The sequence below is a fragment of the Aciduliprofundum boonei T469 genome (assembly GCF_000025665.1).
Classification (GTDB): Archaea; Thermoplasmatota; Thermoplasmata; order Thermoplasmatales; family Aciduliprofundaceae; genus Aciduliprofundum; species Aciduliprofundum boonei.
The window spans coordinates 768,986-783,359 of sequence record NC_013926.1 but is presented as its reverse complement, the minus strand read 5'-3'; the positions used below and the strand labels follow the sequence as shown (position 1 = coordinate 783,359).

The following is a 14,374-nucleotide window of genomic DNA, read 5'->3' as shown; positions in this document are numbered from 1 at the left end:
TCTTAGATTTTATGCAACTCAAAGAGAAAAATTTATATAAAGGGATTATATACCTAACGCTGTTAGGTATAGGTGAGAGCATGGGAATAAGAGATAAGGTAAACAGAGAGCTTCGTTCTGGCCTGTACACATTGTTCATATTAAAGAGCGTGGATGCTCTCGGCAAAACATACGGGTATGAGATAATAAAATACATTGAGAGAAAGAGTGATGGAAGGATAAAAATGAAGGATGCAACCGTTTATCCTGTTCTGCGCTATTTAGATAGGCACAAAATTTTGAAGAGTTTCTGGGCAACAACAGGCTCTGGAGTTCCAAGAAAATACTATGCTCTCACAGATGAAGGAAAGAAGCTTTTGAAAGAGTTGATAGATGATTATAGAGTCCTTGAAAAACTTGCAAAAAATATCTTAGAGGTGGGAGAATGAATGGGATGTCTGTGTTCCTCTTGATAATCAATGTAATATATTTGATATCCGCACTCCTTGTGTTATTTTTAGCGCCTAAAATAGGGCCAAACCCATATTTTGGATTTCGCATAGGATACTCATTTTCAAGCAGGAAGGTATGGAATAAAACAAACATATTTGCAGGTATTCTTATGGCTATCCACGCATTGTTCCTCTTTCCAATAATAATACTGAACAACATTGTATACTACATAATAGCCCTAATAGTTCCACTTCTCATAATCTCAATAGTCGGGATAATCTATGCGTCCCATAAACTTGAGGAGGAGAGAGTTGAAGTAAAAGGACCTGTTAAACCCATTAAACCTTTAGAAACCACATTCGTGTGGAAATACCTTGGGATTATACTTTTCCTAATCCTCCTCCTTATGATGCTGATATCCTATCCCTCATTGCCAAGTAGGTTGGCAGTGCATTTTGATGCTTCTGGAAATCCCAATGGCTGGTCAAGCAAGAACGATTTCTATACCACTTACATAATTTTAGCTGGGGTATATCTTGCACTCTTATACTTCATAATATACGCGGGAAAGAAATATCCTGTGGCTCTTCATTCTGGAGTTATGAGGATAGGAAAGGATACAGTATTCAAGGCAACAATACTTAGTTTGAATATAGTGTTCTTTATCTTAATGGCCACTTTTCTATGGATTTATTTCTACAACATATCGGGAGCATTTGAAGGATACATTGCAACCACATACTTTTTGATTTTGACATTCATAGCGGCATTTGTGCCTATAGGATATATCATATACAGATGGAAAAAGGAGAGAGGTGTGAAAAATGCGGCGTGAAAAAACATTGATTGTTATAGGTATTATATTAATCCTTGCGTCCACAGGCATATACGCGATAAGTGTATCTCACATGGGCGTTGAGACACTAAGTATACCTGGAAATGGAGAGAAAAACATAACCTATAACTTGACTTATGGAAATTACACATTAACAATGCACACATCCCGAAAAATATACTACGCCTTTAGGAATTCTAGTGGAATCATAGCGGAAGGAAATGTATCAAATCAAATTATTAAAAAATTGGGGCATTTAAACGGCACATACACCCTCACAATAAAAAATATGGAGGAGAACGCTACGGTAGTTGCATTAACCTTAAAATCCGAGAAAGCTATGATGTCCCTAAGTGCACAGCTCACAGCAAGTGGTGGTATATGCTTAACCGGATTAATATTTGGAGGTATTGGTGGATGGCTTTTGATTAGAAGGAGGAGAAAAGATGTATCTTGAAGCCATAAATTTAAGCAAGAAATACGGAAATTTCTACGCTCTTCGGAATTTGAATTTGAGAGTTGAAGGTGGAAAATGTGTTGGATATCTTGGTCCAAATGGAGCAGGAAAAACCACAACACTAAAGATTTTCACAAATTTGCTAAGACCTACATCTGGGGATGCCATCATAAACGGGTACTCAGTTCAAAAAGAGTTGAAAAAGGCTCTCAAAGATGTGGGAACACTTATTGAAACCCCAAATTTCTATCCTTATTTAATTCCTATGGAGATCCTTTCAATGCTATGTGATATTAGAGGAGCAACAAGAAAGGACATCCTAGAGGCGCTAAAAAAAGTGAGGCTTTATGAATGGAGAAACACCAAAGTCAAAAAATTCTCCAAAGGGATGACACAGAGATTGGCTATGGCTGTTGCATTGGTGACAAATCCTTCCATTATGATTTTAGACGAGCCGACCACAGGAATGGACCCGCAAGGCATGGCAGAAATAAGGGAAATAATTAAAGACCTGAAAAAAGATGGAAAATTAATATTCATGTCATCACATCTTCTTCCGGAAATCACCGATGTTTGCGATGAAGTTGCTATGATTAACAAGGGAACTCTTCTTCTCTACGATACCATTGAAAATGTATCTTCAAAATTCCTTTCTAACTCAGTAGTAGTTGAATTTCTAGAGCCAGTAAAGGATATTAAGCCAATACAGGAAATTAAGTATATAAAGGCAATAAATCAGATAAATCCATATAAGATTCAAATCGATTTCTCTGGCAATGCAGAAGAGCAGTATGAAATTTTAAAGTCGCTTTTAAAAATGGGCTATAAAATTACAAGTTATAGAAGCGAAGGTTTAGCCTTGGAAAAGGCATATCTAAAGCTTATCGGAGGTGATAAAATTGAATGATTTTCTCCAGATGCTGATAATATCAAAGTACCAATTTAAAAATTACATCAGATCTAAAAGGTTACTTACTCTAATTCTTATAACACTTGCCATAGTGATAGCATACATTGTGGTCATTCACTTTTATATTGAGCCATCTTATATGGAGGTAAATGAATTTGCCAAAAACTGGGTTTCTCCTATATCATTTTTAATCATCCTGGCTGCATTGTTCTTTGGCGGTGATGCCATTGCTGGAGAGTATCAAACAAAAACAGGGTATTTCCTTCTTCCAAACCCAATTCGAAGAGAATCAATATTCTGGGGGAAATACATAGCATCATTTTTGGCCTCAACTATTGTAATGCTTATATACTGGGCATTTGCGTTGGGAGATGTGTACTATTATTACAAGGAGATTAGCATTGCATTATGGTACTCATTTGGCCTATCCTTCCTATTCCTCCTTAGCTTACTTGCACTCACCTACCTATTTTCCTCACTATTGAACAATGGAACCGTTGCCATTGTACTAGTGGCAATCATATACTTTTTCGTATTCAACATAGTGGATAGCATATCCATGCTCACCGGAGTTGAGCCATGGTACTCTATTACCTATGGTGCATCCATTCTAACTTTAGTTTTCGAGGGAAACTACATAGGCGATTATCCCACAAAGCAGGTTATGCAGGCAGGTCCACATTTTACTATAACAATTTTCAACCCCACAATAAACGAGGGTATAGCAATAATGCTTGCCTATTTCATAATCTCCTCAATACTCGCAACGGTTATCTTCCATTACAAAGAGATGAAATAACCTACCTTATTTTCTTTATTTGATTTTTATACATTTCTATTAGCTCTTTTGTTGTCGTGGCCTCCTCCGGACTCTTGTCATCTCTCCACCTACCCGTAAACCTAGGAAATCTTATTGCCAACCCGGTGCCTTTTTCAATAACATCGCGAGCGCATGTATGTGTAGGGCTCAGGGTAATTTCAGCACCTATAACTTCAAGCACAACTTTGGGAACGAACCAGTAGTCAGCTTCCATTTCGCTCCACACTCTAGGATGTTTATTTTCAATTTTTAAGTCTTCAAACTTGCGAGGTAGGTAAGCAAGTTGCTCATCCGTAAATCCTGAGCCAAGCTTGCACACAGTTTCAAACCTATCCTTCTCAGGATTATAAGCTGCCATAAGCAAAGCCCCATATGTCCCCTTTCTCTTTCCTTTTCCAGCAAAGGCACCCACAACCACCAAATCTACCGTGTCCCCCATTTCAACCTTGTAATCTCTCTTATATTTAATCCATAGAAATTCTCTAGCTCCAGCACGATAAATACTTTCCTTGCCGATGCTCTTTGCTACCAGCCCCTCACATCCATCCTCTATGGCTTTGTTGAAGAATTCTCTAATCTCACCAATATCGGAGGAAACTATTCTGTGGGCGAACTTAACTCTTTCCGTGGGATTTATAACCCTCTCTAAAATTTTCCTTCTCTCAGGATAAGGTTTTGATGTCAGGTCCTCTCCATCGAGATAAATTATATCAAAGAGGAAAAGCACGACTGGATAATCCTCAATAGCCTTCTCTATTTCGTATTTTCTTCCCCTTCTATGCGATACAACTTGAAAAGGCAGCAATTCTCCCGTATGTATATCCACCGGCACTGCTTCACCATCAAATATACCTTCCTTCCCTTGAAATGCTTCTTTCAAGGCCTCTACAACATCCGGAAATTGAGATGTTAAATTCTCCAATCTTCGGGAATAAAGCCATACTTTATCCTTTCCTACATGACCCTGTATACGCATGCCATCATACTTGTATTCAAAAGCGGCTTTGCCTCCCATCTTCGCAAGGATTTCTTCCAAGGATGGTAATCTCTCGGCAAGCATAGCTCTTATGGGTATACCCAGTTCAATCTTTATATCTTTAACTCCATCAATCCCCTCCTTGGCTAATTTTTTTGCAATATAGCCAAGGTCAGGATGAATGTTGTAAGTCCTTTCTACGAGACTTCTCAACTCCTTCGTTCTCCCATACGCTATTGAAAGGGCATCAAGAATAGTCATATCCGCTATACCCAATCTCAATTTACCTTCAACCGTGCGCACTATGTACTTAGCCTCTATTGGCTTTGCTAAATTCAACAATTCAGCAAGAAGTTGTATTTTCCTGTCCTGTGAGCCCGGCCCCTCCGCTTTGGCAATTTTTTCAAAGTTCTCATAAACTTTCTCCACAGTAAGATTTTTCTCTTCTTCAAATGAAAATAAGGTTGTCTGTCTCTTCTTCTTTATAGCTTCCTCAGCTACACTTCCTAGATCACCATATTTCTTTAGCATCTCGCCAAGGGTTTTCTCCTTTATTCCTGTTGCCTTCGTAATTCCCCTCATCGCCAATTTCTCCGCTAAGCCGAGTTCAATACCCATATAATCAGGATAAAGCTTACCCTGTGTGAGATAAATAACCTTATCAATAACATCCTCCGGAGTATTATGGAAAAGTTCAACAAGATAATCCGTCATCTCCAACCTCTTTGTGGTGGATTCTATCTTGCTGTAAGTTTCAGCAATAATCTTGTACTCCATACTTGCATCTATGCAAAGATTGTATTTAAGGATTAAGCGATAAATTCTTTATCATCTATTCATTTCATTCTCTATGAGCTTTGCTTGGAAATTTGCATTCTGGGGCGTATCTTGGGCATCCATAATAGCCGTGGGAGTATTTTCTCCAAAAATAGTGGAGCATTGGCTCTTACCTTACATTTTGCTCCCCATAGGGATAGCATTTATAATTTACGGATTGCTCCTAAACGCCATAGCAGGAAGAACTTTGAAAAAATACGGGCATATGGAGATAAAAAGGGGAATAAAGAAGCCAGATAAACTGGTGAGAATAGGAATTTACTCCTGTATGAGACACCCCGCTCAATTTGGCTCTATATTCTTCGGAATTGGTATATCTTTTCTCACCCTCAAACTCATTGCAATTCTATACGCAGGCTGGATTTCCCTTGCAGCTTTATACTTCATTATGGCGATTGAAGAGAGAGAAACTCTGGAATTGTTCGGAGAGGAGTACTGTGAATTCATAAAATCCCGCAAACCATTTACATTTTCCATTTCCTGCTTGAAAAGAGGGATTGAGGCGATTAGAGAGAAACCTTTTTAATCAATACCTCATTAAATGCTTCGGGATGCAAAATGATGGGTTATAACAATAAAATTGGCAGAGTTAATCTGAGAGATGGTAAGATTGAATATGAAGGTATAAGGGAAGGAATTCTAAAAAAATTCGTTGGCGGAAAGGGTCTTGGTTATTATTTCATATATAAGGAAGTACCTCCAGGCACAAAGCCGTTGAGCAGTGCCAACAAAATTATATTCGCTCCAGGAGCATTCAGCGGATTGATACCCGGAAGCAGTAAGGTTGCAGTCATAGCTTTATCCCCTGAGAGCGGGCTTATAAACGATAGTTATGCTGGAGACAGATTCGGCCCAATGCTCAAAAAAGCCGGATTTGACATGCTTATAATTGAAGGAAAGAGCGACAAGCCAGTTTATATAGTTGTTGAGAAGGATAAAATCAAAATTGAAGATGCCTCAGAGCTCTGGGGAAAGGGAGTGTATGAAACTTCAGATGTTTTGTGGGATAAATATCCGGATGCAGCCATCGCTGTGATTGGCCCTGCAGGAGAGAACCTTGTTAGATTTGCAAATATAATGTTCGATAAAGAGCGCTCTGCAGGCCGAGGTGGTTTGGGAGCGGTTATGGGAAGTAAAAATCTAAAGGCTATTGTGGTGCGAGGAGCTCAACCATCCATAAACATCGCAGATAAGAAAGAATTGGATAAAATGAAAGAGATGTATTACGAAGAATATGCCAAATCTGAAAGATTAAAGGACATAAGGGAATACGGCACTACCAATGGCTTAATATCTTCCTCTTTCAGTGGAATGTCTCCATCGTACAATTTCCAAAAGCCATACATCCCAAGGGAGCTTGCGATGAAATTAAGCGGCGAGGAGATAAAGAAATATGAAGTTGAACCAGAAGAGTACATACATGGCAAATCTTGCCCGGTTAAGTGCGCAAGGTATGTAAAGGTAAACTACAAGGGCAAAGAGCTTTTCGTAAAGCCCGAGTACGAGAGCATTGCGATGTTAGGTGCTTGCACGGGAGTTTTTGATTTTCCAGCAGTGGCATACTTCATACATCTCACCAACGATTTGGGCATGGATTCTATAGCAGCAGGGGAGATCATAGGATGGTTCTTTGAAATGGTTGAAAAAGGATTAATCAACAAATATGAAATGGGCTTTGAGATCAGTGGCTTCGGTGATGTGAGCGCGGAGGAAAAGCTATTGAGAATGATGTCTGAGAGAGAAGGAATAGGAGCAATTTTAGCAGAAGGAGTGAAGAGGGCAAGTGAGATTTTGGGAAGAGGTGCTGAATTTGCAGTTCAAGTTAAGGGACTAGAATCTCCAGCTTGGGATCCTAGAGGTAGAAGAACTTATGCCCTTAGCTACGCTACTGCTGATATTGGAGCCTCTCATCTCCGCGGCTGGCCTCACCCACATTCTTTGCCCAATGACGGACCTGCTAAGGAGCTCGTGCCATCCCTAATAGAGAGCAGGGATAAAGATGCTTTATTTGACTCCTTGGGGGTGTGTAAATTCTTACCTTACAAACTAGAAGATTTGAAGAAATTTTATAAAGCAATCACAGGAGAGAACGCAGATACTCTCGATATTTTGGGTAAGAGAATAGAAACAATAGCAAGAATATACAATGTCCTCGGTTCCTTGAATCCACCTGAGGAGGATACCATTCCGCCAAGATGGTGGGAGAAAGAGAAAGAGGGTCCTGCAAAGGATAATGCTGCCTTCATAAACTACGAAGATTTCCTAGAAGCAAGGAGGTATTTTTACAAGCTAAGGGGCTGGCATGAAGAGTACGGAGTACCTATGACAAATACCCTTGAAGATCTGGATTTAAGGGAGTTCTTAGAAGATGCCCATAGAGCAATAGTCGTGGTAAAGGAGAGAGTGAGATAAATGCTGCTACTAATTGGCTTTCCAGAAGACGAAGTGGAAAGAGTAAGAGAGATGTATGCAGATACAATACCTGTATCGGCAGAGATGGAAGATAAAGTGCTGGAGAATATAATAAGGGAGAGAAAACACCCTGAAAATTACCAGGTACTAGGAAGCCAGAGGATAGTGATTATGCACGATATACCCAAGGAAGAACTGAGCAAGATTATAAATAATATAAGAAAGAAGATAAATGCGCATATTATATTTGCAACATCAACTCCAACATCATTAAAATGGAAGATAGGCAACTTAATGGAGGAACTTCTGGAGGAAGACAGATACTTTAGAGAAAAGAGAGCTAAATAATCTCTATTTTCTTATTTATTTCTACGACCATCCCGTCATCCGCGGCTATTGTCCTTATTCCTGTTTCTTTCCAGATCCAGTCAGCTTGAAACTCTGGATTTTCTTCAATCATCTTAAGTCCAAAATGTGTCAATATAGCAATTTCTGGCTCAATACCTTTCACTATTTTTGCAGCTTCTTTTGTACTCAAATGATAGGGTATCTTGGCTCCCAAGGGCCTTGTTACTGGAAGAATTAACACCCTAGCATTTCTATGAGCACCTATTAAAGAATCATTGTAATCCGTGTCCGCCAAATAAGAAATTACACCTTGGGACGTCTCAATTCTGAACCCGATCGTTGTTGGATCATTATGATAGGATTTTGTTGCTCTTATCTTAATTCCCTTGTAGCGCACCACATTTCCGGGAGAGAGAACTGCAACTTTATCAACTAGGCCTCTGTGATACTTTGAAATAACGGGATCAAACTCATCATATCCTTCAAGCACACTCTTTGATCCAACAAGCAATCCCTTTTTCTTTGTACCCCCATTTGTTATGGCTTCTACCAGAACCTCTGCATCTGTATAATGGTCAGTATGCGCATGAGAGATTGCAATTACATCAGTTTTGGTTGGATTTACCTTAAACCTGTGCATTTGAACTAAAGCTCCAGGGCCGGGATCTATGTGTATGTTAAGAACATCCTCTATGTAGACGCCTCCTGTGGCTCGAATTTGATAAATTGTGGTGAATCTCCCCCCGCCACTTCCTAAGAATGTTATCCTCGTCACTGCAATGCTAATACCTTTCTCTCATATAATCTTTGGCTTAATTAAATTTTTATATCCAAGAGCGATTACTTAGCTATGAGCATTCTGATAAAAAATGCATGGATTGTAACTCAGAACGAAAAAAGAGAGATTCTACAAGGAAATATTTATATTGAGGAGAGTAAAATAGTGGAAATTGGAGATGTAAATGAGGAAGCAGAGTATGTTTTAAATGCAAGTGGAAAGATAGTAATGCCCGGATTGATAAACACTCACACCCATGTGGGAATGACGGATATGAGGGGCATGGCTGATGATGTAAATCTTGAAGAATTTTTGATGAAAATGTGGAAAGAGGAGGCAAAAAGAGGCAGGGAAGAGATTTACAAAGGTGCAAAATTGGGAATAAAAGAGATGCTTCGCACCGGAACCACAGCTTTTGTAGACATGTATAGCGATGAGGATGCCATTGCAAAAGCAGCAAAAGAATTGGGGATAAGGGCATTTTTGGGATGGGCTGTGGTTGATGAAGATATAACCACTCAGGAGGGAAATCCTCTTAACAACGCTGAAAATTTCATTAAAGAATTTAGAAACGAGGAATTAATAACCCCTTTAATTGCGCCTCATGCAGTGTATACTTGCAACGAAGAAACACTGCTTAAGGCAAAGGAAATTGCGGAGAAATATGACACGCTTATAACTATGCATATCTCAGAGACAAGAAAAGAAGTGTATGAGCATAGAAAAAGGACAGGAATGAGACCTGTAGAATGGTTAGAAAAGATAGAGTTCTTAAATTCTAAACTTATAGCAGCACATCTTGTTTGGCTAACTCTCCACGAAATTAAAATTTTGGCAAAAAATGGGGTTAAAGCTTCTCATAATCCAACAAGTAATATGAAACTTGGAAACGGGGGCTCAATGCCCCTGCCTGAAATGTTAGATAATGGGATTCTGGTAACTTTGGGCACGGATAGCACGGTGAGTAATAACAACCTTGATATGTTTGAAGCTATGAAATTTGCCGCTTTGTTGCACAAGAATGAGAGATGGGATGCATCCATAACTAATGCGCAAGAGATTCTTGATTTTGCAACTATTAACGCGGCCAAAGCTTTGGAATTGAATGCAGGAAGTATAGAAGAGGGGAGACTTGCGGATTTGGTCATTTTAAATCCAGCGCCAAATGGATTACCTTTAAGAAAGAATACAATAGTATCAAACATTGTGTACTCGCTAACTGGATTGAATGTAGAGCATACAATAGTAAACGGAAAGATAGTGATTTAACATTTCTTCAAACGGACAGCAGCAACCTTCAGTTCCGGTATCTTCGCCTCTGGGTCTAAGGAATCTATGGTAAGGACATTCGCAGCGCTCTCCGCGAAATGGAAAGGAATGAAAACAACGCCTTTCTTTATCCTCGCTATTTTTGCCTTCACCTTTATCTTTCCTCTCCTGGATTCCACTTCGATGCAATCTCCATCTTCCACGCCCAAATTATCCGCATCCTCGGGGTGTATTTCGACGAATGCTTCGGGAATTAACTCATTGAACCCATCTATTTTTCTCGTTAGCGTGCCCGTGTGGAAGTGCTCATAAGTGCGCCCTGTAGTGAGAACGAACGGGTACTCCTCGTCAGGCTCTTCCGCTGGCGGCTTGTACTCGTAAGGAGAGAACCTGGCCAATCCGTTTGGAGTCGGGAAGATATCCTCGTGCAGAATCTTTGTGCCCTCGTGATTTTTATCAGGGCACGGCCACTGCAAACCGAATTTTTCTATTCTCTCGTATGTTATGCCGGAATATTGCGGAACAACTTTCCTTATTTCTTCGAATATATCCTTCGGATTTTCATAATTCCAATCTGCACCCATCCTTTTGGCTATTTCCTGAATTATCCACCAATCCGGCTTTGCCTTCCCTACTGGCTCAACGATGCGATGAAGCAATTGCACCCTGCGCTCCGTGTTTGTGAATGTACCTTCCTTCTCGAGAGAAGAAGCTGCTGGAAGAATTACATCTGCGAGTTGTGCGGTTTCACTCATGAATAAATCCTGAACTACGAGGAACTCAAGATTCTTTAGCCCCTGAATAACATGCTTCTGGTCTGGATCGCTCACCGCCGGGTTCTCGCCCATTATGTACATTGCCTTTATCACTCCTTTAGAAGCGGCATGCATCATCTCAACAACGGTTAACCCATCTTTTTCAGGTATTTTTCCACCCCATATTTTTTCTATTTCCCTCGCTTTTCTCGTCCCTAATTTCGCATACCCCGGGAGTACGTTGGGCAAAGCGCCCATGTCCCCAGCGCCCTGCACGTTGTTCTGGCCGCGAAGAGGATTCACCCCAGTACCTCTCTTTCCAACATTGCCAGTTAGAAGCGCGAGGTTCGCGAGAGAGGCGACATTTCCCGTGCCTGATGTGTGCTGCGTTATCCCCATTGCGTAAATTATTGCTGATCTATGGGTCGCATACAGAACCGCCGCTTTTATTATATCTTCTTTCGGCACACCGGTGAGCTTCTCCACGTACTCCGGCGTATATTTCTTAACGATTTCCTTTAATTTTTCGTATCCCTCCGTTCTGTTCTCTACAAATTCTCTATCCTCCAGACCGTGAGAGACTATGACATTCATCATCCCGTTAATCAAAGCAACATCGGTGCCCGGGCGCTGCCTCATGTGAATATCGGAGTACTCCGCAAGCTCGATATCCCGGGGGTCCGCAACTATTAATTTCGCTCCTCTTCCTTTAACCGATCTTTTAATCATCGTACCTATTACCGGATGCGCATGTGTAGTATTTGAGCCAATCACGAAATATAGCTCGGCATCGTTCTCCAAATCTTCCAGACTGTTGGTCATTGCTCCGCTGCCAAATACTTTGAATAATCCGACCACGGTGGAAGCATGACATAGCCTCGCGCAGTGGTCAACGTTGTTCGTGCCCACCACGATGCGCATGAACTTCTGAAAGAGGTAATTTTCCTCGTTGGTGCATTTCGCAGATGATAAGCCAGCTATGCTCTCAGCGCCGTATTTCTCCTTTATTTCTTTCAGGCGAGAGGCAACAAAGTTCAAAGCCTCATCCCATGTGACTTCCTCAAACTTTCCATTTCTCTTTATTAGAGGTTTCTTCAATCGTTCTTCGCTGTGCACAAATTGCCATCCGTAGCGACCTTTAATGCAGTCGTCCCCTTTGTTCACCCCGTTGGGCGAGCCCTTCGCGTAGATTATTTCATTGCCCGAAACATAGTAATCAATGGCGCACCCCACGCCGCAGTACGGACAAATCGAGGTGATTTTCTTCGTTTCTTCCTCCCTTGTGGTTAAATCCATGAGCGCACCGGTGGGGCACGCGTCCACGCACGCACCGCAGAACGCACAGCCAGCATCCTTGAGAGCTTCGTTTATCCCGGCCACTATTCTCGTTTCTGCACCTCGACCTTCTCTAACTAGCACGTGGTTCTCCTTCACCAGCGAGCAGGCCTGCACGCAACGGAAACAGGAAACGCAGGCATTGGGATTGAATGAAATAAATGGATTGTCCACGAGATCCGGCGCCTCTCTCTTTTCATCGCTTTTTATTTCTATTCCATACTTCGAAAACAATTCCTTAGCCTCGCCCCCAATCTCGCCGTGCTCCTCAGCAAGCATCTCCAAAATCGTTCTCCTCGCGTCTTCCACCTCGGGAGTGTGCGTTTCTATTTCCATTCCCTCAGCAATTTTAGTAGTGCATGCCCTCGCGTGATATTCTCTTCCACCATTTCTTATGCTCACCACGCACAGCCCGCAGGAGCCTATAGGCTTTTCGTCCATAAGTATGCAAAGCGCGGGAATATCGATGCCGTTTTCCCTCGCAACCTGAAGGATTGTCTTCCCTTCCTCCACTTCAACCCTTTTCCCATTAATCGTTACAATCATTGAATCACCCCCATGAGCTCCTCGCGGAAATTCTTCATTGCAGATTCGTAGGCGAGCATCGCGCTCGTGCCCAGAGGACATAACGAGGCTATTTTCATCGCCTTTGCAGTGGCGTTCAATTTTTCAATATCCTCTTTTCTTCCATCACCGCGAACAATTTTTTCGATTATTTCCCTCATCCTCTTGGTTCCGTACCGGCAGGGGAAGCACTGCCCGCAGGACTCGTGCTCGAAGAATTTCGCAATGTTGAGCAGGATATCCCAAATATTTACGGATTCGTTGAAAACGATTATATCTCCTGTGCCTAAAAATAAGCCGCGCTCTTTTGCATCTTTAAAGCAAAGAGGCATGTCTAAGTACTCTTCGGTGAGTATAAATCCCGCGGCTCCGCCACCCAGCATAACTCCTTTGAATTTTCCCACAACTCCCCCGGCGAGCTCGATCATCTCTCCAATAGTTTTCTCCCCCAAATTCGCCTCGTAAACCCCCGGATTCTTCACGAACCCGCTCACGCTGAATAGCTTGGGCCCTGTGCAGCCCTCCTTTCCCAATTTGCTGTAGTTCGCTCCACCCATGCTCATCACAAGGGGAACATTCGCGAGAGTCTCCACATTATTGATTAGCGTCGGCTTCCCCCACAGCCCGTACTGCGCCGGGTATGGCGGCTTTATTCTCGGGTACCCCCTCTTTCCCTCGATGCTCTCCATCAGCGCCGTTTCTTCACCGCAAACATATGCTCCCGCCCCGACAACGAGTTCGATGTCGAATGAGAATTTTGAGCCGTATATATTCGGGCCCAATATTCCGAGTCTTCGCAATTCCTCTATTTTTCTCTCTATGTCCTTTGCGATCTCCTTATATTCGTAGCGAATGTAGAAAAATCCCTTCTTGGCACCTATGGCATAAGCGGAGATTATCATCCCTTCCAATATCTGGTACGGGTTTCTTTCCATGAGCACTCTATCTTTGAACGTTCCTGGCTCTCCCTCGTCCGCATTGGCCACGATGTACTTCGGAGTCTTTCTCTCTTTTCTAACGAATTTCATCTTCAGCCCAGTAGGGAAAGCTGCTCCTCCGCGCCCCAAAAGCCCAGAGGTTTCCACCTCGCTTATTATTTCATCTTGCCCGTATTCCAATGCCTTGCGGAGCGCCTTGAAACCACCTTGCGCGAGGTAATCTTCCACATTGCTCGCGTCTTTGAGAAGAAGCATCACTGGCACCCCCTCAAAATTTCCACCACCTTATCGGGTGTTAAATCCCCGTAAATTTTTCCGTCTATCATCATCACAGGCGAGTGCTCACAATGTCCGAGACCTTCGACGATTTTGAATGTGAATTTTCCATCTTTTGTGGTCTCGCCCATCTTCACCCCGAACTCTTTTTCAATTCTTTCAATAATTCTTTCCGAGCCTTTGATGTGGCAAACTATGCAGTCGCAAATCATCACCTCGTGCTTACCCTCGGGTTTGAATCTGAAAAATGAATAAAATGAAGCCGCATCGTAAACTTCGCCCTTCTTCATGCCTAACTCTTTCGCAATCGTTTTTATCGCCTCTTCGGGAATGTAGCCGAATTCGTCCTGCACGTCGTGGAGAATTGCCAAAAGCTTTGAATCTTTATTTTTATGCTTATTAATTATCTGAAGCACTTTTTCTTCCATAGAA

General features: G+C 41.9%; 14 protein-coding genes. 9 read left to right on the top strand and 5 right to left on the bottom strand.

Annotated features, from left to right (window positions below):
• Positions 1-80 precede the first annotated feature (80 nt).
• The 5 genes from ABOO_RS04115 to ABOO_RS04095 are packed head-to-tail and all read left to right on the top strand — an operon-like array spanning position 81 to position 3,433.
• Positions 81-428, top strand: coding sequence for a PadR family transcriptional regulator (locus tag ABOO_RS04115; RefSeq protein WP_236614070.1), 348 nt, complete (start codon positions 81-83; stop codon positions 426-428).
• Complete coding sequence (locus ABOO_RS04110; protein WP_012997232.1) at positions 425-1,267, top strand: DUF1648 domain-containing protein; 843 nt, start codon at positions 425-427, stop codon at positions 1,265-1,267. Before ABOO_RS04115 ends, ABOO_RS04110 begins: the two co-directional genes overlap by 4 nt.
• Positions 1,257-1,724, top strand: a complete 468-nt coding sequence (locus tag ABOO_RS04105) for a hypothetical protein (RefSeq protein ID WP_012997231.1) — start codon at positions 1,257-1,259, stop codon at positions 1,722-1,724. Before ABOO_RS04110 ends, ABOO_RS04105 begins: the two co-directional genes overlap by 11 nt.
• Positions 1,714-2,631 (top strand): ABC transporter ATP-binding protein, encoded by a 918-nt coding sequence (locus tag ABOO_RS04100; RefSeq protein WP_008081916.1) that lies wholly within the window; start codon positions 1,714-1,716, stop codon positions 2,629-2,631. The genes ABOO_RS04105 and ABOO_RS04100 overlap by 11 nt, the downstream gene beginning before the upstream one ends.
• The gene (locus ABOO_RS04095) at positions 2,624-3,433 is read left to right on the top strand and encodes an ABC transporter permease (RefSeq protein WP_008082653.1); all 810 of its coding nucleotides are present in this window, start codon (positions 2,624-2,626) and stop codon (positions 3,431-3,433) included. Before ABOO_RS04100 ends, ABOO_RS04095 begins: the two co-directional genes overlap by 8 nt.
• A gap of 1 nt (position 3,434) precedes the next feature.
• Here the strand turns inward: ABOO_RS04095 and ABOO_RS04090 are convergent, their stop codons facing one another.
• The gene (locus ABOO_RS04090) at positions 3,435-5,207 is read right to left on the bottom strand and encodes an ATP-dependent DNA ligase (protein ID WP_008082074.1); all 1,773 of its coding nucleotides are present in this window, start codon (positions 5,205-5,207) and stop codon (positions 3,435-3,437) included.
• Between the two features lie 73 nt (positions 5,208-5,280).
• Here ABOO_RS04090 and ABOO_RS04085 point away from each other — a divergent pair, with 73 nt between their 5' ends.
• From ABOO_RS04085 to ABOO_RS04075, 3 genes are read left to right on the top strand one after another with little or no spacing between them, the layout of a single operon-like run.
• A complete protein-coding gene (locus tag ABOO_RS04085) occupies positions 5,281-5,793 on the top strand; it encodes a methyltransferase family protein (protein WP_008082739.1) in 513 nt (170 codons plus the stop codon).
• Between the two features lie 32 nt (positions 5,794-5,825).
• The gene (locus tag ABOO_RS04080; protein WP_008082273.1) at positions 5,826-7,679 is read left to right on the top strand and encodes an aldehyde ferredoxin oxidoreductase family protein; all 1,854 of its coding nucleotides are present in this window, start codon (positions 5,826-5,828) and stop codon (positions 7,677-7,679) included.
• On the top strand, positions 7,680-8,027 hold the full coding sequence (locus ABOO_RS04075) for a DUF3783 domain-containing protein (RefSeq protein WP_012997230.1): 348 nt from the start codon (positions 7,680-7,682) through the stop codon (positions 8,025-8,027). It begins immediately after the preceding gene.
• Here ABOO_RS04075 and ABOO_RS04070 read toward each other — a convergent pair.
• A complete protein-coding gene (locus ABOO_RS04070; RefSeq protein WP_008082141.1) occupies positions 8,020-8,802 on the bottom strand; it encodes an MBL fold metallo-hydrolase in 783 nt (260 codons plus the stop codon). The two genes, ABOO_RS04075 and ABOO_RS04070, sit on opposite strands and share 8 nt — an antisense overlap.
• A 75-nt stretch (positions 8,803-8,877) precedes the next feature.
• On the opposite strand from ABOO_RS04070, the gene ABOO_RS04065 reads away from it, so the two are divergent.
• Positions 8,878-10,074, top strand: a complete 1,197-nt coding sequence (locus ABOO_RS04065) for an amidohydrolase family protein (RefSeq protein ID WP_008082180.1) — start codon at positions 8,878-8,880, stop codon at positions 10,072-10,074.
• Here the strand turns inward: ABOO_RS04065 and fdhF are convergent.
• The 3 genes from fdhF to nuoE are packed head-to-tail and all read right to left on the bottom strand — an operon-like array spanning position 10,071 to position 14,370.
• Entirely contained in the window at positions 10,071-12,710 is a 2,640-nt protein-coding gene (gene fdhF / locus ABOO_RS04060) for a formate dehydrogenase subunit alpha (protein WP_012997229.1), read from the bottom strand. The genes ABOO_RS04065 and fdhF overlap by 4 nt on opposite strands.
• Positions 12,707-13,921: a complex I 51 kDa subunit family protein gene (locus tag ABOO_RS04055; protein WP_008082053.1), complete on the bottom strand. Its 1,215-nt coding sequence runs from the start codon at positions 13,919-13,921 to the stop codon at positions 12,707-12,709. Before ABOO_RS04055 ends, fdhF begins: the two co-directional genes overlap by 4 nt.
• Positions 13,921-14,370: an NADH-quinone oxidoreductase subunit NuoE gene (nuoE, locus tag ABOO_RS04050; protein WP_008082250.1), complete on the bottom strand. Its 450-nt coding sequence runs from the start codon at positions 14,368-14,370 to the stop codon at positions 13,921-13,923. Before nuoE ends, ABOO_RS04055 begins: the two co-directional genes overlap by 1 nt.
• Between the last annotated feature and the right edge of the window lie 4 nt (positions 14,371-14,374).